This is a genomic window from Streptomyces xanthophaeus, from assembly GCF_000725805.1.
GTDB lineage: Bacteria > Actinomycetota > Actinomycetes > Streptomycetales > Streptomycetaceae > Streptomyces > Streptomyces xanthophaeus.
On sequence record NZ_JOFT01000011.1, the window covers coordinates 482381 to 499432 of the forward strand.

The 17052-nt window shown below is 73.3% G+C and carries 17 protein-coding genes; 9 read left to right on the top strand and 8 right to left on the bottom strand.

The genetic code is table 11. The features are described 5' to 3' along the window. The first annotated feature begins 65 nt into the window (after positions 1–65). Together IO30_RS0105835 and IO30_RS0105840 are read left to right on the top strand one after the other, a co-directional pair. Complete coding sequence (locus IO30_RS0105835; RefSeq protein WP_031139951.1) at positions 66–662, top strand: MBL fold metallo-hydrolase; 597 nt, start codon at positions 66–68, stop codon at positions 660–662. A 62-nt stretch (positions 663–724) separates the two neighbouring features. Next, positions 725–1381, top strand: a complete 657-nt coding sequence (locus IO30_RS0105840; protein WP_031139952.1) for a hypothetical protein — start codon at positions 725–727, stop codon at positions 1379–1381. Positions 1382–1420: 39 nt separating this feature from the next. Here the strand turns inward: IO30_RS0105840 and IO30_RS0105845 are convergent, their stop codons facing one another. Together IO30_RS0105845 and IO30_RS0105850 are read right to left on the bottom strand one after the other, a co-directional pair. Then, a complete protein-coding gene (locus tag IO30_RS0105845; protein ID WP_031139954.1) occupies positions 1421–1969 on the bottom strand; it encodes a GNAT family N-acetyltransferase in 549 nt (182 codons plus the stop codon). Positions 1970–2017: 48 nt separating this feature from the next. Continuing rightward, positions 2018–2542, bottom strand: a complete 525-nt coding sequence (locus IO30_RS0105850; RefSeq protein WP_031139956.1) for a GNAT family N-acetyltransferase — start codon at positions 2540–2542, stop codon at positions 2018–2020. A 161-nt stretch (positions 2543–2703) separates the two neighbouring features. Between IO30_RS0105850 and IO30_RS0105855 the strand changes: the two genes are divergently transcribed. From IO30_RS0105855 to IO30_RS0105875, 5 genes are all read left to right on the top strand, one after another. Beyond that, the gene (locus IO30_RS0105855; RefSeq protein ID WP_031139958.1) at positions 2704–3648 is read left to right on the top strand and encodes an ABC transporter ATP-binding protein; all 945 of its coding nucleotides are present in this window, start codon (positions 2704–2706) and stop codon (positions 3646–3648) included. Beyond that, positions 3645–4631 carry a hypothetical protein gene (locus IO30_RS45245; RefSeq protein ID WP_031139960.1) on the top strand — a complete coding sequence of 329 codons (987 nt, stop codon included), beginning with the start codon at positions 3645–3647 and terminating at the stop codon, positions 4629–4631. The genes IO30_RS0105855 and IO30_RS45245 overlap by 4 nt, the downstream gene beginning before the upstream one ends. A 60-nt stretch (positions 4632–4691) precedes the next feature. Next, positions 4692–5108: a GntR family transcriptional regulator gene (locus tag IO30_RS0105865; RefSeq protein WP_031139962.1), complete on the top strand. Its 417-nt coding sequence runs from the start codon at positions 4692–4694 to the stop codon at positions 5106–5108. Between the two features lie 73 nt (positions 5109–5181). Further along, complete coding sequence (locus IO30_RS0105870; RefSeq protein ID WP_031139964.1) at positions 5182–7284, top strand: SpoIIE family protein phosphatase; 2103 nt, start codon at positions 5182–5184, stop codon at positions 7282–7284. 9 nt (positions 7285–7293) lie between these two features. After that, entirely contained in the window at positions 7294–7914 is a 621-nt protein-coding gene (locus IO30_RS0105875) for an L-threonylcarbamoyladenylate synthase (protein WP_031139966.1), read from the top strand. Between the two features lie 48 nt (positions 7915–7962). On the opposite strand, the gene IO30_RS0105880 is transcribed toward IO30_RS0105875, so the two are convergent. Further along, complete coding sequence (locus IO30_RS0105880) at positions 7963–8883, bottom strand: MBL fold metallo-hydrolase (RefSeq protein WP_031139967.1); 921 nt, start codon at positions 8881–8883, stop codon at positions 7963–7965. Positions 8884–8984: 101 nt separating this feature from the next. On the opposite strand from IO30_RS0105880, the gene IO30_RS0105885 reads away from it, so the two are divergent. Further along, positions 8985–9995, top strand: coding sequence for an AraC family transcriptional regulator (locus IO30_RS0105885; RefSeq protein WP_078904560.1), 1011 nt, complete (start codon positions 8985–8987; stop codon positions 9993–9995). Here IO30_RS0105885 and IO30_RS0105890 read toward each other — a convergent pair. The 5 genes from IO30_RS0105890 to IO30_RS0105910 all read right to left on the bottom strand — a co-directional run bounded on the left by IO30_RS0105890 (position 9932) and on the right by IO30_RS0105910 (position 15445). Next, positions 9932–10837 (bottom strand): nitroreductase/quinone reductase family protein, encoded by a 906-nt coding sequence (locus IO30_RS0105890; RefSeq protein WP_031139971.1) that lies wholly within the window; start codon positions 10835–10837, stop codon positions 9932–9934. The genes IO30_RS0105885 and IO30_RS0105890 overlap by 64 nt on opposite strands. A 369-nt stretch (positions 10838–11206) precedes the next feature. Next, positions 11207–13093 (bottom strand): serine/threonine-protein kinase, encoded by a 1887-nt coding sequence (locus IO30_RS0105895; protein ID WP_031139972.1) that lies wholly within the window; start codon positions 13091–13093, stop codon positions 11207–11209. Between the two features lie 66 nt (positions 13094–13159). Continuing rightward, positions 13160–14101 (bottom strand): tetratricopeptide repeat protein, encoded by a 942-nt coding sequence (locus tag IO30_RS0105900; RefSeq protein WP_031139974.1) that lies wholly within the window; start codon positions 14099–14101, stop codon positions 13160–13162. Between the two features lie 85 nt (positions 14102–14186). Beyond that, entirely contained in the window at positions 14187–14933 is a 747-nt protein-coding gene (locus IO30_RS0105905) for an SOS response-associated peptidase (protein WP_031139976.1), read from the bottom strand. Next, a complete protein-coding gene (locus IO30_RS0105910) occupies positions 14933–15445 on the bottom strand; it encodes a pyridoxamine 5'-phosphate oxidase family protein (protein ID WP_031139977.1) in 513 nt (170 codons plus the stop codon). The genes IO30_RS0105905 and IO30_RS0105910 overlap by 1 nt, the downstream gene beginning before the upstream one ends. Positions 15446–15592: 147 nt before the next feature. Here IO30_RS0105910 and IO30_RS0105915 point away from each other — a divergent pair, with 147 nt between their 5' ends. Beyond that, positions 15593–16957 carry an NAD(P)/FAD-dependent oxidoreductase gene (locus IO30_RS0105915; RefSeq protein ID WP_031139979.1) on the top strand — a complete coding sequence of 455 codons (1365 nt, stop codon included), beginning with the start codon at positions 15593–15595 and terminating at the stop codon, positions 16955–16957. The last annotated feature ends 95 nt before the right edge of the window (positions 16958–17052 follow it).

Genomic DNA, 17052 nt, shown 5'->3' on the forward strand with positions numbered 1-17052 from the left:
GTTTCCTGCGATCGGTGGCAGAAGGGCCACTCGTCGACGGGGGCCGCACCGAGAAGACTTGGGGCATGACGACGAACGCACCGCTCGGCCGCAGCGCCGAGTACACGATCCTGACCACCGGTTACACCCTCTCCACCGGCCCCGGGGTGGCCGCCACCGTCTCTTACGTGCGGGACGGGGAACACCACGTGATCGTCGACCCGGGGATGGTGGCCGGCCGTGACCGGATCCTGGGCCCGCTCGCGGAGCTGGGGATCGCCCCGGACGACATCACCGACGTGGTGCTCAGCCACCACCACCCGGACAACACCATGAACGTCGGCCTCTTCGGGCAGGCCCGGGTCCACGACCACAAGGCGATATACGAGAACGACCAGTGGACGGACCGGGACGCGGAGGGCTACGAACTCACCCCGTCGCTGCGGCTGATCCGTACCCCCGGGCACAGCCGTGAGGACATCACCCTGCTGGCGGGCACGGGTACCGAGGTCGTCGCCTTCGTGGGCGACCTGTGGTGGCGGCCCGACGGCCCGGTGGAGGACCCGGTGGCCCCCGACCACGGCACGCTGCGCACCTCCCGGCTGCGGGTGCTGGACGCCGCGGACGTGATCGTGCCGGGCCACGGCCCCGCGTTCCCGGCGGACGCCACCGCACCGCGGTAGGGGTGTCACCGGGAACGGCTAGGGTGCATCGGGAACGTGATCGCGCACCCGTGGGGGATGGAATGACAGTGCACCGGCCCGGACTGCCGCAGGACCTGCCCGCGCCGGAGGTCCTGTGGGCCCGGTGGAGCGCGGTCGCCGTGCTGGAGGCGACGACCGAGGCGGAGCAGAAGCCGCCGGTCCACCGCACGGGCTGCTGGATCGACGACCGTGGGCTGCACCTCGACGACTGCGGCTGCACCTGGTGGACGCTGAAGCCGCTGGGCGGGGACCGGTTCGTGCTCTTCGGTGAGGACGAGTCCAGCGGGGTCAAGTGGCACGAGCCGCCGGTCGACATGCTGGCAGGGGCTCCGGAGTGGCTCCCCCACGACGAGCTCCGTGAGCTGCTCGCGGGGAACGAACTGGGGTGCGTGTACTGGTCCGAGAACGGGTCCTGGGCGCGGGCTCCGTACCCGGCGGACCTCGAAGACGACGGTCTCGACTGCGGGTTGAGCCGGTTCGTCAACGAGGACGAGCTGCTGCGGGAGCTCGACGGCGGGGCGGTCCGCGGGGAGGGCCGCGCGGAGCTGGTGCGCCGCGCCGAGCGGTACGAGCTGACGCCGGAGCTGCTGGAGACCCTCGTCCGCGGCTCGGGCGGCGAGCCCGCGGACCTGCCGGCCATGCTGCGCGCCCTGCGGCGCTCGGGCCTGTCCCACGGGAGCCCGCAGCCGGCGTCGTGACGCCGGGGGCTTCCCCCGGCGAAGGGGACGCGGGACGGCTCAGCCGGACGGCGCGGCCGAGGGCCGCACGCCGAACCACTGCTCGGCTCCGTACTCCTCGAACCTCTCCACTTCGATGAACCCCAGCTTGGCCGCGAGGCTCGTCGAGCGGGTGTTGGCGGTCTGGGTGCAAAGGACCACCGGCTCGCCGGGGAGCACGTCGGCGAACCAGGCGAGCGCCGCCGCGCACGCCTCGGCCGCGTACCCGTGTCCCCACGCTTGCGGCAGGAGCACGTATCCGAGCTCGGCCTCGCCGGCATCCGGGCGGAGGTGCCCCGGACGCTCCGCGCCGCGCCGGTCGAGCGTGACCGTGCCGATCATCGCTCCGTCGAGGTCGATCACGAAGACGCCGGCGCGCCGCCCGGGAACCTCGGGCACCGCGCGTTCGAGCTCGTCGCGCGGCCGGGGACCGCCGAGGTAGGTGCGCACCTCCGGCGATGCGCACAGCTCGATGAAGGCCGCACGGTCCCGGGCCAGGGACTCGCGGAGCACCAGGCGATCGGTCCGTATCGGGGCGGGAGGCCAGGCGACGGGTCCGAGTGCAGTCATGCCGGGCAAACTACCGCCCGTGCCGGGACGCGGTCCGCAGGAAGTGGCCTAGAGGTCGATCCAGTAGCGGCGCTTGGGGCCGATCAGGGTGTCGCGGACGTCCTCGAGCACGCCGCCGTTGCTCTCGATCGTGCGGACCGAGGGGGTGTTCCCGGGGTCGCAGGTCAGCAGGACCCGGTCCATGCCCAGCAGGCGCGCCTCGTGGAGGACCTCTCCCAGTGCCCAGGTGGCCAGCCCGCGGCGGCGTGCCGAGGGGCGCACGCTGTAGCCGATGTGGCCGCCGGCGTCGAGCAGGAATCCGTTGAGGTAGTGCCGCAGGTCGATGGCGCCCAGGTAGGTGTCGCCCTCGGCGATCCACCAGTACGTCGCGTGGACGCGTCCGTGATCGACCGCCGCCGTGCGGTCCCCGTACCGGCGCAGGCGCTCCACCCAGGCGGCGAAGCCCTCCGGGGTGTCCACGTCGTCGTCGGCGCCGAGTCCGCCACCGTCCAGGTGGGCGTCGGGCCCGGCTTCCTGCTGCGCGGCGAGCCAGGAGGCACGCAGGCGCGGGGTCGGGGTGATCAGCTCGGGCATGCCCAGGACGATAACAGTCCTATCCGACCGATCCCCCCCTCGGGCCGGGCCCCTCCCTCTCGCCCCGGCCCCCGCTCCGGGCACGTGTGTTTGACAGTGCAGCGCCCTGGGACCATGATTCCATTACTTCTCTAGTGGAATCATGGAAAAGGGGGGAAGCCGTGAGAGACGCGACCCGTTCCGACGCGGCCGGTGTCCGGTGGGCCCTGGAGGCGAGCGGACTCGGCAAGAAGTACCGCAGGGGGTGGGCGCTGAAGGACTGCTCCTTCCGCATCCCCAGCGGCCGCATCGCCGCCCTGGTCGGGCCCAACGGCGCGGGAAAGAGCACCCTGCTCTCCCTGGCCACCAGCCTGATCGAGCCGACCGCCGGCGAGCTGAAGGTCTTCGGCACGCCCGTCTCCTCGGACGCCGCGATGACCCGGTGGGCCTACCTGGGGCAGGGCACGCCCCTGTTCAAGCGGTTCACCGTCGCCGAGACGCTGCGCATGGGGCAGGAGCTCAACCCGACCTGGGACCGGGCGGCAGCCGAACGGATCGTCCGCGACGGCGCCCTCCCGCTCCGGGCGAGGATCGCCGACCTGTCGGCCGGCCAGCGGACCCGCGTGGCCTTCGCCCTGGCCTTCGGGAAGCGGCCCGAACTGCTCCTGCTGGACGAGCCGATGGCCGACCTCGACCCGGTCGCCCGGGACGAGATCGGTGCGCTGCTCATGTCCGAGGCCGCCGAGTACGGGACCACCGTGCTGATGTCCTCCCACCTGCTGAGCGAGGTGGAGCACATGTGCGACTACCTCCTCGTGCTCTCCGGCGGCCGGGTCCGGATGGCCGGCGAGGCCGACGAGCTGGTGCCCATGCACTCCCTGGTGACCGGGGTGACCACGGAACAGGGCCTGCCCGCGTCCCTGGATGCGCACACCGTGATCGAAGTACGCACCTCCGGACGCCAGTTCACCGCCATGGTGCGGCGCGAGGGCCCGCTGGACGAGACCTGGCAGACGGTCGAGCCCAGCACGGAAGAGGTGCTGCTCGCCTACCTCCGCTCCCCCGGGGCCCCGGCCCTGCTCTCCCCGACCGCCGTCCCCGACCACCGAGAGGAGGCCGCGGCATGAGCACCCTGGCCAAGGACCCCACGCGCCGGGACACCTCGCCCCGCCCGGCCCGCAGGCTCCGCGGACTCGCCTGGCTGCTGGCCCGCCAGCACCGCGCCGCCGTCGTCGTCTGCGCCGCCGTGACCGTCCTCGGCGCGGCCTGGATCGTCTACCAGCGCGGCGCGATGCTGGACAGCCTGCACGCCGCGGGCTGGACGTCCGGGCCCCCCGGTTCCGTGGACACCGACCTCAGCAACAGGATCAGCAACGACATCGAGTCCTACGGCAGCCAGCTGGGCCTCCTCCCGCTGCTGCTCGGGGTGTTCTTCGGAGCCCCGCTGCTCGCGTCCGACCAGGAGCACGGGACCGCCCACCTGGTCACCACCCAGTCCGTGCCGCGGCGGCGCTGGCTGCTCTGGAAGCTGGGCTTCGCCTTCACCCTGGTGACCGTGACGACGGGCACCCTGAGCCTGCTGTTCGCCTGGTGGATCCGCTCCGTCGGACCGTTCGCGCCCGCCGACTGGCTCAGCGGCTCGGAGTTCGACACCACGGGTCCGGTCCTCGTGGCGACGGCCCTGTTCACCACCTCGCTCGGCATCACCATCGGCGCGCTGACCCGCCGGGCCGTGCCCGCGATGACCGTGACCTTCGTGACCGCGGTCTGCGCTCTGTTCGCAGCCGCCCTGTACCGGGACCAGCTGGCCACCCCGCGGCGCCTCGCCTTCCCGCTGGACGGCCCCGAACCCGCCCCGCTTTCCCAGGTCGTCGAGGTGGACCGGTGGATCGGCACCTCGTCCGGACAGCTCTACGGCTGGGGCACCTGCGTGCACGACGCCTCGCCCGAGAACTGCCGGGCCTCGCTCGGCATCGTCGATTCGGTCCAGGAGTACTTCCACCACAGCCAGCTGGCGGGCATGCAGTGGATCGCGTCCGGGGCGTTCCTGGCGCTGGCCGCGCTCCTGGCCGCCGTCCTGCTGCTGCGCCTGCGACGCGGTCAGCTGTAGCCCCGGCCACCGCACCCCCTACTCTGAACGACACCACGAAGGATCAAGGAGGCGGGCACCGTGGTCGTGTTTCGCATCGAACGCCGCAGCGGCCTGCCCGCCTACCTCCAGATCGTCCACCAGGTGGAGCAGGCTCTCCGTATGGGGGCGCTCGCCGAGGGGGACAAGCTGCCCACGGCCGCGCAGGTCGCCGCCACCACGAAGGTCAACCCGAACACCACGCTGAAGGCCTACCGCGAGCTGGAACGGTCCGGTCTGGTGGAGGTGCGCCAGGGCGCGGGCTCTTTCATCACCCGCTCCCTCGCCACCCCGCAGACCGCACCGGAATCCCCCCTGCGCCACCAGCTCGGCGCATGGATGCGGGAGGCGTGCGAGCAGGGCCTGACCGCCCACGAGGTCACCACGCTGTTCGACGCCGTCCTCGGCGAGTACTACCCGGGGCCCGCGCCCGTCCCGGCGCACACGCCCGCCGGCTGACCGGCCCGGAAGGCGCCCTGCGGTGCGGCCCGGATAATGGGTGGGGACGGCGGCGGCTGGAAGGGGACCTCTCGTGCCATCGGTCCGGCCGGGGGACGAGGGCGCCCACGGCCCGCTGTGGTCCGAGCCGGGGACGCTGCTCGAACACGTGCCGGTGGCCGTGTTCGGCCTCGACCACGACCACGACCACCGCATCCGCTACTGGGGACCCGGCGCCCGCGAGCTCTTCGGCCACGACTCCCCCGGCTCCCTGTCCCGGCCCGGCGCCCTGCTCTTCGCCGGCAGCCCGGCCGGCGGGAGCAGCTCCGAGATCTGCGCCGGACTCGTCGAGCGCGCCCTGGGCCAGGGGTACTGGCGGGGCGGGCTGACCGCCCGGCACCGCGACGGCACGGCCTTCGACTGCGGATTCCGGGCCTTCCCGGTGACCGGCACCGACGGGCACCCCGTGCTGATGGTGCTGGCCAGCCGGAGCGCCGAGCTCGACCGCGTCAAGACGAACCTGGCCTTCCTCGACGCCCTCTTCGCCACCTGCCCCGTAGGTCTGGTGATGTTCGACGCGGACCTGCGCCACGTCCACCTCAACCAGGCGATGGCCGACATGGACGGGCTGTCCGTCGAGGCACACCTCGGACGGACCACCGACGACGTCGTGATCCTGGCCGACGGAGGTGCGTACGACCGCATGCTCCGTACCGTCGCCGCGGACGGCGTCCCCGTCATCGGGGCACTGGTGGGCATGCGCCCGCGGGGCCGCCCGGACCAGGACCAGGTGCGGTCGGTGAGCTTCTTCCCGCTGAGCGGCACGGCCGGGTCCCGCCCCGGCGTGGGCGGGCTCGTCATCGACGTGACGGACCGCGAGCAGGCCATCCTGGAAGCCACCGCGAGCCGTCAGCGGCTGGCCCTGCTGGACCGGGCCGCCACCCGCATCGGTACGACCCTGGACGTGAACCTCACGGCCCAGGAACTCGTCGACGTGGTGATGCCGGACTTCTGCGACGGCGCGGTGGTGGAGATCGTGGAATGGATGGACGCCTCGGAGGCGTTCGACCCGGACCTGCCCCTGCTCACCCGCCGGATCGCCTCCGGTACGGTGCTGCCCCCTCCGGCCACCGAACTGGTGAGCGGGGTGGATTCCGTACGCTATCCGCCCGGCTCCGCCGTCCACGACATGCTGCGCGCGAACCGGCCCGTCTGCGCCGTGGTCGACGAGGACTTCGTGGCCCGGACGGTGCCCCTGGAGTCCCGGGCCCGGCTGCTGGCCGGGAGCGGCCTGGGCTGTGTCCTGGTCGCCCCGCTGATCGCGCGGGGCACCGTCCAGGGGATCGCCATGTTCGGCCGGTCCACGCAGCGGCCGGTGTTCACCGAGGACGACCTCGCCCTGGCCGGCGAGCTCTCCTCGCGCGCCGCGATCTGCCTGGACAACGCCCGCCTGTTCAGCCGCGTCCAGGACATCTCGCGCACCCTGCAGCGGGCCCTGCTGCCCAGCGCCCTGGCCACCAGCCCGTACGTGGAGGTGGCGCACCGGTACCTGCCGGGAAGCCACCTCACGGAGGTCGGCGGTGACTGGTACGACGTGATCAAGCTGCCGGGCGGCCGGATCGGCCTGGTGGTGGGCGACGTGATGGGCCACGGGGTGCCCGCCGCGGCGGCGATGGGAAGGCTGCGCATCACCACAAAGGCGCTGGCCCGGCACGACAGCGACCCCGCGGCGCTGCTCACCGAACTCGACGCGTGTGCACAGGAGTCCGGCATCGAACTCGCGACCTGCCTCTACATCGTCTACGACCCGGCGGACGGACTGGCCCGCATCGCGAGCGCGGGCCATCTGCCGCCCCTGGTGCTACGCCCGGACGGCGCCGTGGACACCGTCGGCGAGGTGCTGGGCGTACCCCTGGGCGTCGGCGGCGTCCCCTTCCGGACCACGGAGGCCGAGCTCGCCGAGGGCTCGGTGCTGGCCCTGTACACCGACGGCCTGATCGAGACGCGCGGCAGGGACATCGGGGCGGGTCTGGACGCCCTGCGCACCGAACTGGGCGCGGCGGGGCCCGCCACCCTGGACGGGCTCGCGGACCGGATGCTGGCGCAGCTGCTGCCCGGTCCCCCCGCCGACGACACCGTGCTGGTCCTGGCCCGCGTCCACCGCAGGACTCCGGAGCGCGGGCGTCCGATCCCGTAGAGTCGGCGGATGGCCAAGTACTTCGACGTGAACCCCGACAATCCCCAGCGGCGCACCATCAGCAACGTGGCTGACTCCATCCGCTCCGGCTCCCTCGTCGCCTATCCGACGGACTCCTGCTTCGCTCTGGGATGCCAGCTGGGCAACCGGGAGGGCCTCGACCGGATCCGGTCGATCCGCAAGCTCGACGACCGTCACCACTTCACCCTCGTCTGCCAGAACTTCGCCCAGCTCGGGCAGTTCGTGCAGCTCGACAACGACGTGTTCCGCGCCGTGAAGGCCGCGACGCCCGGCAGTTACACCTTCATCCTCCCCGCGACGAAGGAGGTGCCGCGCCAGCTGATGCACCCGAAGAAGAAGACCGTCGGCGTCCGGATCCCCGACCACGTCGTGACGCAGGCCCTGCTCGCCGAGCTGGGTGAGCCGCTGCTGTCCAGCACGCTGCTCCTGCCCGACGAGGAGGAGCCGATGACGCAGGGCTGGGAGATCAAGGAGCGGCTCGACCACGTGGTCGACGCCGTCCTCGACTCGGGCGACTGCGGTGTCAGGCCGACCACGGTCATCGACTTCTCCGGCGGTGACGTCGAGATCGTGCGCCGGGGCGCGGGCGACACGGCCCGTTTCGAGTAGCGGCACGGCCCGCGGCCGGGCCCGCCCCGGCCGACGGGCGGGCGCGCACTACCGCTCGGCGAAGGGCGCCCACGGTCCGAGGGCGAACCCCGTGCCCTCCTGCCGCACTTCCACGGCCCCGGTCCCGCCGAAGTGGGCGGGTACGACCAGTTCCTTCTCGGCCGCCGCCCGTCCCAGGACCCGGCGGCGGCTGTGCTCCGCACCCTCCGCGTCCAGGCAGAAGCAGCTGTTGCAGGCGGGGGCGAGTATCTGCACGGGGCTGTGCAGCAGGTCCCCGACGAACACCGCCCGCTCACCGCGGGAGGCGAGCCGCAGCACGGCCGAACCGGGCGTGTGGCCGGGCGCCGACTCCAGCGTCAGGTGCTCGTCGATGCGGTGGAAGCCGTCCCACAGCACGCTCTGCCCGGCCCGGTGCACGGGCTCCACGCTGTCCTGGTAGACCAGCCGGTCCGCCTCCTGGAGGCCGCCGCCGTACGCGTTGCGGGGGCCGAAGTGGAAGTCGTCCGCAGCCGGGATCAGGTACTGGGCGTTGGGGAAGGTGGGCGCCCACTCCCCCTCGGCGTCGTAGGTGTTCCAGCCCACGTGGTCCGCGTGCAGGTGGGTGTTGACGACGACGTCCACGTCCTCGGGCCGGACCCCGGCCCGCGCCAGCGCGCCCAGGAAGTCGCCCTGCCGGTGGTGGAACTGCGGGGCGCCGGGCCGCTCGCGGCCGTTGCCCACCCCGGTGTCCACCAGCACCGTCCGTCCGCCGCTGCGCAGCACCCAGGACTGCAGCGCCATGACCGCGCTGTCGTCCTGCGGCTGCCAGTGCCCTGGGGCCAGCCATTCCTCGTTCTCCTGCCACAGCACGGGACCGGCGGCGGGGACGATGCCCCGGGCGGGCCCGAAGGGCCCCTGCCATTCGCGGGCCCGGACGACTTCGACGTCACCCAGCAGGATGCTCCCGCTCCGTGTGCTCTCGTTCTCCATGTCCTCGACCTTAGGGACGGTGGATCGAGCCGCTCAATGCCCGTACGGCTCATCCCGATACGCATGCGTCTCAGTGCTGAACCCATGGGTACGCTGCCCTGATGGATGTCGTGAGCGACGCGATCTCGGCCGTACGCATCGGGCGGCCCTCCTCCGACCGGGTCCGGGCGGGCGGGAGTTGGTGCACGCGGCTCGACCCGTACGACGGCGCGGGCTTCCACGTGGTGCTGGAGGGCAGCTGCTGGCTGCTGCCCGACGGCGGCCCGCCCGTCTCCCTCGCCACGGGCGACGCGGTGCTGCTGCCGCACGGTACGGGCCATGTGATCGCCGACGCCTCGGCCGACGCGGCGGCCGTGGAGCGGGCGGTGCCCTTCGGCCCCTGGCTCGCCGGGCGGCAGCCGGCTGCGCCCCGGACCGCGGGCGAAGGGGGCGGTGACGGTGGTGGCGGCGTGGAGATGCTGTGCGGGAAGTACCGCCTGGACCGCAGCCACGTGCACCCGCTGATGGCGGAGCTGCCGCAGGTGGTCCACCTGCCCCACCGCGTGGGCCGTCATCCCGAACTGCGCGCCGCCATCGACCTGCTGGGCCGGGAGCTGGGCGGGCCGCGGCCGGGATCGGGCACTGCGGTGCCGAGCCTGCTCGACCTCCTCCTCGTCTACATGATCCGTTCCTGGATGGACGGGGACACCGGCGGGGCCTGGCCGGCCGCGCTGGAGGACCCGGTGGCGGCCGCCGCGCTACGGGCCCTGCACGCGGACCCGGCCGCCGCGTGGAGCAACGAGCGGCTGGCCGCCGAAGCGGGCGTCTCCCGGCCCACCCTCGCCCGCCGGTTCACCGCGCTGGTCGGCCGCCCTCCCATGGCGTACCTCACCTGGTGGCGCCTCACGCTGGCCGCCACGCTGCTGCGCGACACCCCGGACTCGCTGGCCTCCGTGGCCCGCCGGGTGGGGTACGGCACCCCGTACGCCTTCTCCCACGCCTTCAGCCGGGAGTTCGGGACGACCCCGGGGCGCTACCGGCAGCAGCGGCTCTCCCCGGGGCCGGCCGATCAGCGCGGAACCGGGGGCCAGGGGACCTCGGCGAGGAGCGGCAGGAGCGCCTCCTCCTCGTAGTCGAGGTGGGCGCCCAGTTCCTTCGACATCCGGGCCAACTCGACGCGGAACCGGTCGGGTCCGGCCACGGCGAGCCCGGCCAGCAGGGTGACCAGGTCGTTCTGGATGCGTGCGACGGTCCGGTGTTCCGCGGCCAGCCGTTCGAAGGTCCCGGCCAGGTGGGGGTGGTGGTGCGCGACCCCCGGGAACAAGTGGCCGTCCTCACTGGTGTGATGGAACTCCAGGGCCTGGCAGAAGGCCAGGCAGCGCTGGCGGATCTGGAGCCCCAGACCCGGTGCGGGCGGCTCGCCGGGGCCCTGGTGGGCGGCCCGGGCGGCGAAGTGGGCCTCCACCTCCGCGCTCACCTGGTCCAGTTGGGCCCGCAGCCAGGTGTGGACCTCGACGAGCTTGTCGGCGAGGCTCGTGATCTCCTGGGGCGCCTCCCACGCGTCGGGATCGGCGCGCTCCAGCACGACGACCGGCAGCACACGGCCGGTGGCGGCCTGGTAGGCACCGTATCCGGGCTCCGCACGCACGACATGTGCGAACAGCTCGGCGCGCCGGGCGCCTTCGGCGGGTACCGCGAGGGCCTCGAAGCTGTCCCCGCCGAGCTCCACCCGCACCACGGGACGGGCCAGCAGGTTGTGGTACCAGGCGGGGTGGCGGTCGGCCCCGAGGTTCGAGCCGATGATCAGCAGGGCACCTTCGTGGCGGACGTAGCCGAGGGGCGTGGTCCGTTCGGTCCCCGACCGGGCGCCGGTGGTGGTCAGCAGGAGCAGGTCCGCGCCTTCGAAGGGGCCACCGACCTTCCCCCGGTTCGCGCGGAACTCCTCGATGACGGACTGGTTGAACGATGTGGGCATGCGGATGTGTCTCCGGAGAACATGGGAAACCGCAGGTGCGCTGCGGTGACGGGCGACGTGACGGGCGCGGGACGGAGCGGGCCGCACGGCCTGCGGTGTGCGCGCGGCACACCGGACGGTGTACGGGCGCAGGACAGGCGCAGGAGGACGTACGGCGGGCTGCGTCAGCGACGGGGTGCGGAGTGTGAACTCATGGCTGATCCCCTGAGGAAGGGGTGCTCGCCCGAACACCGACCGGCCCACTGCTCTTTGGTCGGGGCCACGCGGCACCGCCGCCATTACACGCGAGGAGACGGTCGCGTGTCAACGAGCGCCGTCACCCACCTGAGCCGGGGGCGCGGCCGCACCCCCGGCGTGACGCGGCGCGGGTCAGCTGCTCGTGCCGGGGCTGACCGCGTTGCGCCAGACGGTCACGTCCAGCGTCATGTACTTGCTGGGCGAGTCCTCACCGGAGAAGCCCTGGACGGTCACGAGGCCGAGGTGCCCCGAACCCGTGGTGACGCAGACCTGCCGCCCCTTGGACAGCTTGTTCACGTAGACGTTCTGGGTGAAGCGGGTCTCCGCGCGGCAGGTGGCGAGCGAGCCCTCCTGGCCCGGGTCGAGCAGGACGAGGTTGCCGCCGTGGCTCTCCGCGTCGAGGTAGCCGCCGGTGTCGTAGGAGAGTTCGTATCCGCCGTCCTCGCCCTGCTGGGGGCGGACGCTGTCGTCGCCGAGGGTCAGGTGGTATCCGGCGGTGAGGTTGATGGCCTTGTAGTCGGCGGGCTTCGGGTCGCTCTTGGCGTTCTGCTTGGGGTCGGCCGAACCGCTGCTGCTGCCGCCGTCGCCGGTCTTGTCCTTGTTCGAGCCCGCGCCGTTCGAGCCCGCGCCGCCCGGCTGCGCCGACTTCTCGGTGCCGTTGTCCTTGAGCAGGACGTACGCCGTACCGCTGCCGGCGACGGCGAAGACCAGCGCCGCGGCCAGCGCGAGGAAGGTGCCCCGCTTGCGGCCGCCGCTCCTCGGGGGCTGGGGCGCGGGAGGCGCGGGATGGCCGGGCTGGCCGGGGTGGCCCGGGTGCCTGGGCGGGTACGCCTGCGGGTACGCGGGGCCCGGTACCTGGGTCGGGGCGTAGGCGTGGCCCTGCCCGGGGGCGGGCGTGCTGTACGGCGAAGGCCCCGGGGCGGGCTGCGGCCCGGTGTGCGTGGGCTGGTGGACGACGGCCGGGCCGAATCCCGGAGGCGGGGTGGCCGGGGCGGCCGGCGGTGCGGTCGGCGGGGCAGCCGGGGCCACCGGCGTGGTGGGCGAGTAGGCCACGGACGGGGCGGTGGCCGGGGGCGGCGGGGTCTGCACCGGGGCGGGGGCCGCGGCACGCACGGTGATGTCGGCGGCGACCGACCCCGGCAGCCAGTCCTCGGGGCGGCGCAGCACCGTCTCCGCGTTCGCGGACTGGCAGAGCGCGATGACCTCGCTGATGGAGGGCCGGGCCTCGGGGTCCTTGTCGAGGCAGCGGGTGACCAGGTCCCTGAGCCGCTCCGGGACGGCGCTGAGGTCGGGCTCCTCGTGGACGATCCGGTACAGCACCCCGTGCGAGGTCCCCTCGCCGAAGGCCGGGGTGCCCGTCGCCGCGTACGCCGCGACCTGGCCGAGGGCGAAGATGTCGGTGGCGGGGGTCACCCTGCGTCCCGCCGCCTGCTCGGGAGCCATGAAGGACGGGGTGCCGATGGTCACGCCGCTGCCGGTCAGCGAGGTCGCGTCGGCGGCGTAGGCGATGCCGAAGTCGATGACGCGCGGTCCGTCGGCGGCGAGCAGCACGTTGGACGGCTTGAGGTCGCGGTGCACGATGCCCGCGCCGTGGATGACGTGCAGGGCCTCGGCCATGCCCGCGATCAGCAGCAGCACCGCCTCGACGGGCAGCGCCCCGTGGGCGACGACGGCGTCGGCGAGCGAGGGGCCGGGCACGTACGCGGTGGCCAGCCAGGGCTGGGCACCGTCGGTGTCGGCATCGATGACGGGCGCCGTGAACAGGCCCTGCACGCGCTGCGCGGACTGCACTTCCTGGGCGAACCGGCGGCGGAACTCGGGGTCCTCGCCGAACTCGGGCCGGATCACCTTGATGGCCACGGGCCGTCCACCGGGCGTGTACGACAGGTACACCTTGCCCATGCCACCGGCGCCGAGCTTGGCGGCGAGCCGGTATCCGGCGATGGTGGTCGGGTCGTCCCCCGCGAGGGGCTGGAAAATCTGCGAGGCACGCCCCCGGTCCGGCTGCTGACCGCTCATCAACTCATGTCTCCCACGCAGAACCCGATATCGAACGGCACCCTACCGAAGTACGGGACGCCGGTCTCACCGCAGTGCCCGCCCGCGCGAGTTCTCGAACTGCTGGAGCGGGTCCCCGTCCAGCACCCAGGGCCAGGGGGTCACCACCCCGTCGATCAGCGGGAAGACCTCCGCGGCGTGCCGGATCCGGTTGGCCTGCACCAGCGCGTAGGCCAGCAGGTTCAGATCGGCGGCGGCCGCCGCGTGGTGGAGGAACCCGGGGTGCCGCCAGTTCTCGTACGCGCGGTCGAGGACGGTGACGGCCGGAGCGCTCGCCCAGTGGCGGCGCGCCATGACCGCGGTGAGGGCGTCGTCGCCGGCGACGTGCCGGTGGCGGCGGAGCGTCGCCGTCAGCTCCACGCCGACGGTGGGCGCGTTGGCCGGCATGCGGGGGCGCGCGGCGTCGACGAACTCCAGCACCTGCATGTGGGATCCGCACTCGGCGGGCGAGAGGTACCCGAGCATCCGCAGGTGCGCCTCGCGGTTCCAGACGTCGCGGGCCACCGCCTCCCGCCACACGGGGAACACCTCGTCGGAGTGGGCCCGCAGGAGGCGCAGGATGCCGAGCAGAGCCACCCAGGGTGCGGGGTCGGCCGGCTCCAGTTCGGCCGCGCGGTAGCAGGTGTCGAGGGTCTCGCGCGCGTCGGCCAGCTCGCCGGTACGGCGGCCGAGTACGAGGTCCACCTCGGCTCGCAGGACCAGCGCGTCGGCGTTCTTGGGGTGCCGGGAGGCCCAGGTCCGTACGAAGCCGGAGTCGGCCGTGCACCGGGCGAGGACGGTGATGCGGTGGGAGCGGCGGTCCCAGTCGGTGCCCGCCTCCGTCAGCAGCTGTTCCACCTGGGCGGTGTGCAGGTCCGCCAGGCCGGGCGACGGAGGGCCGTCCAGGGCCTTGAGGACCTTGCCGAGCCGGCCGTCGTCGAGCTCGGGCGCGAGGCGCGGTTTACGACGGCGGTTTCCGAAGATCGGCATGGCGCGGAGCCTAGGTCACCTTCCGCGATTCGGAAGTACCCGGCGGCGGATCGTTACGAAGGGCGTGGGATCGTGACCCTCCGTCTCATGCCGGCGGGGCATCGGGGGCGTCGTCCAGGAGTTCGGGGCCGTTGTTGCGGACGCTGTTGACGGCGGTGGTGACGGCCCGGACGTCCAAGCGGCCCTCGGCGGGGGCGGCCAGGAGCGCCCGCAGGTCGTGCGTGTCCTCGTGGGAGGGGTCGAGCCAGGTCTCGTAGTCGTCCGCCGCGACGGTCAGGGGCATCCGCGGGTGGATGCGGCCCGCTGCGTCGGTGGCCTCGGTGGTGATCACTGTGCAGGTGGTCCACCAGGCGGCGGGGTCCTCGTCGTCGGCGACGGCGGGGTCGCGCCAGAACTCGTACAGGCCCGCCATCGCCATCACCGAACCGTCCTCGGGCCGGATGAAGTACGGCTGTTTGTAGGCCTTGGCCCCGGCGGTGGCGGGCACGGGCTGCCATTCGTAGAAGCCGTCCGCGGGGAGCAGGCAGCGGCGGCGGGCGAAGGCCTTGCGGTAGGCGGGCTTCTCGTGGACGGTCTCCACCCTGGCGTTGATCATCTTCGGGCCGCCGCCGGGACCCTTCGACCAGGACGGGACCAGTCCCCAGCGCAGCGCGCGCAGTTGCCGTTCCAGTACGCCCGAGGTGCGGTCGGGGCGTTCCAGCACCGCCCACACCGGGTCGGTCGGGGCGACGTTCCAGCTCGGTTCGACGAGCTGCTCCGGGTTCCACTGCGTGATGTCGAAGAGCCGGGTCAGGTCTTCGGGGCTGCGGGTGGAGACGTAGCGGCCGCACATCAGGCGAAGCTCCAGCGCGTCTGGCTGTAGACGCCCTTGCCGAAGCCGAAGACCGTGTCCGGGGGGACGGTGAAGACCAGGGCCTCGCCCGCCTCGGGGGCGACGAACACCCCGTCGCCCACGTCGAAGTGCCAGTCGGGGCCGTACTTCTCCTCCCAGGCGGCGGCGAGGGCGCGCAGCCGGTCGGGGTCGGTCACCCGGGCCGCCCGGCCCTCGACGACCAGGTCGAGGCCCTCGTGCAGGGTGTTGCAGCCGGTGGTGAGGACGACGTGCGGGTTCGCGCGGAGGTTTTCGGCCTTGCGTTCCTGCGCGCCGGTGCAGAAGTGCAGGGCTCCGTCCGTCCAGACGCCGATCAGCGGGGTGACGTGCGGGCGGGCGTCGGGGCGTACGGTCGTCAGCCAGTACAGCTCGGCCCCGGCCAGGGCGGCCGCCGCCCGCGGCCACGGCACGGGCGTCGCCTGCGCGTCGCTGTAGCGCTCGTCGAGCTCGGCCACGGGCTCCCTGTCGGCCATCGCGGCTCCTCCTCGGGTGTCGGTCACACGACAGAGGCTAAGAGGAATTCCGGCCGAATCCGGCGTTCTTCGGCTTCTGCGGGTGCGCGGCGCCCCGGACGGGGCAGGTGCAGCGGGTATCCGCAGGCCCGAGAGAGGACGGACACCGTGACACGACCGAGGATCCTCGTGGTGGGCGCCGGCTTCGCCGGTGTCGAGTGCGTGCGCCGGCTGGAACGCCGGCTGTCCCCCGCCGAGGCGGAGATCATCATGGTCACGCCGAACGCCTACCAGCTGTACCTGCCGCTGCTGCCGCAGGTGGCGTCCGGCGTACTGACCCCGCAGTCCATCGCCGTATCGCTGCGGCGCAGCCGCCGGCACCGGACCCGGATCGTGCCGGGCGGTGCGATCGGGGTGGACACGGCGGCGAAGGTCTGCGTGATCCGCAAGATCACCGGGGAGGTCACCGAACAGACCTACGACCACCTGGTACTGGCGCCCGGGAGCGTGACCCGCACCTTCGACGTCCCCGGCCTCACCGAGCAGGCGCGCGGTATGAAGACCCTGGCCGAGGCCGCGCACCTGCGGGACCACGTGATCGCACAGCTCGACCTGGCCGACGCGAGCGAGGACGAGGCGGAGCGCGCCGCCCGGCTCTGCTTCGTGGTGGTGGGCGGCGGCTACGCGGGCACCGAGACGGCGGCCTGCCTCCAGCGGCTGACCCACCACGCGGTGAAGCGGTACCCCCGGCTCGATCCCCGGCAGATCACCTGGCACCTCCTCGACCTCGCCCCGGCCCTGATGCCCGAGCTGGGCGAGGGGCTCGGGCTGGCCGCCCTGGAGATCCTGCGCAGGCGCGGCATCCAGGTGTCGCTCGGGGTCAGCGTCGCCAAGGCGGGTCCCGAGGAACTGACGCTGACGGACGGGCGGGTGCTGCCCAGCCGCACCCTGATCTGGACGGCGGGGGTCACTGCGAGCCCGCTGGTCGCGACGCTGGAGGCGCCGACCGACCGGGGGCGGCTGGTGGTGGCCCCGGAGATGACCGTGCCCGGCGCACCCGGGGTGTTCGCCCTGGGGGACGCAGCGGCCGTGCCCGACCTCGCCGCGGACCGGGACGGCGCGGTCTGCCCGCCCACCGCGCAGCACGCCCAGCGCCAGGGGCGGGCGGCCGCCGACAACCTGATCGCGGTGCTGCGCGGCCGGCCGATGCGGCCGTACGTGCACAGGGACCTGGGCCTGGTGGTCGACCTCGGGGGCGCGGACGCCGTGTCCAGGCCGCTCGGCATCCCGTTGCGGGGGCTGCCCGCGCAGGCTGTGGCCCGCGGGTACCACTGGTCGGCGCTGCGGACGAACGTGGCGAAGACCCGGGTCCTGACCAACTGGCTGCTCAACGCGGCCGCCGGGGACGATTTCGTGCGGACCGGCTTCCAGTCCGCGAAGCCGCCCGCCCTGCGGGAGTTCGAGGAGACGTCCGGCTATCTGACGCCCGCGCAGGTTCGGGCCCACACCGCGGCCCTGCGGGCCCGCGGCTAGTGCTGTGGCCGGAAAGGTTTGCCGGGTCGCGGTGTCCGGTGCGGTGCATCGCAAGGCGGAGGGCCACGGCTCGTACTGGACGTACTTGCGTGGTC

Excerpts from the sequence above, each read along its gene's own strand:
- IO30_RS0105835 (WP_031139951.1), top strand. The coding sequence starts at position 66 with ATGACGACGAACGCACCGCTCGGCCGCAGCGCCGAGTACACGATCCTG.
- IO30_RS0105840 (WP_031139952.1), top strand. The coding sequence starts at position 725 with ATGACAGTGCACCGGCCCGGACTGCCGCAGGACCTGCCCGCGCCGGAG.
- IO30_RS0105845 (WP_031139954.1), bottom strand. The coding sequence starts at position 1,969 with ATGACTGCACTCGGACCCGTCGCCTGGCCTCCCGCCCCGATACGGACC.
- IO30_RS0105850 (WP_031139956.1), bottom strand. The coding sequence starts at position 2,542 with ATGCCCGAGCTGATCACCCCGACCCCGCGCCTGCGTGCCTCCTGGCTC.
- IO30_RS45245 (WP_031139960.1), top strand. The coding sequence starts at position 3,645 with ATGAGCACCCTGGCCAAGGACCCCACGCGCCGGGACACCTCGCCCCGC.
- IO30_RS0105875 (WP_031139966.1), top strand. The coding sequence starts at position 7,294 with ATGGCCAAGTACTTCGACGTGAACCCCGACAATCCCCAGCGGCGCACC.
- IO30_RS0105880 (WP_031139967.1), bottom strand. The coding sequence starts at position 8,883 with ATGGAGAACGAGAGCACACGGAGCGGGAGCATCCTGCTGGGTGACGTC.
- IO30_RS0105885 (WP_078904560.1), top strand. The coding sequence starts at position 8,985 with ATGGATGTCGTGAGCGACGCGATCTCGGCCGTACGCATCGGGCGGCCC.
- IO30_RS0105890 (WP_031139971.1), bottom strand. The coding sequence starts at position 10,837 with ATGCCCACATCGTTCAACCAGTCCGTCATCGAGGAGTTCCGCGCGAAC.
- IO30_RS0105895 (WP_031139972.1), bottom strand. The coding sequence starts at position 13,093 with ATGAGCGGTCAGCAGCCGGACCGGGGGCGTGCCTCGCAGATTTTCCAG.
- IO30_RS0105900 (WP_031139974.1), bottom strand. The coding sequence starts at position 14,101 with ATGCCGATCTTCGGAAACCGCCGTCGTAAACCGCGCCTCGCGCCCGAG.
- IO30_RS0105905 (WP_031139976.1), bottom strand. The coding sequence starts at position 14,933 with ATGTGCGGCCGCTACGTCTCCACCCGCAGCCCCGAAGACCTGACCCGG.
- IO30_RS0105910 (WP_031139977.1), bottom strand. The coding sequence starts at position 15,445 with ATGGCCGACAGGGAGCCCGTGGCCGAGCTCGACGAGCGCTACAGCGAC.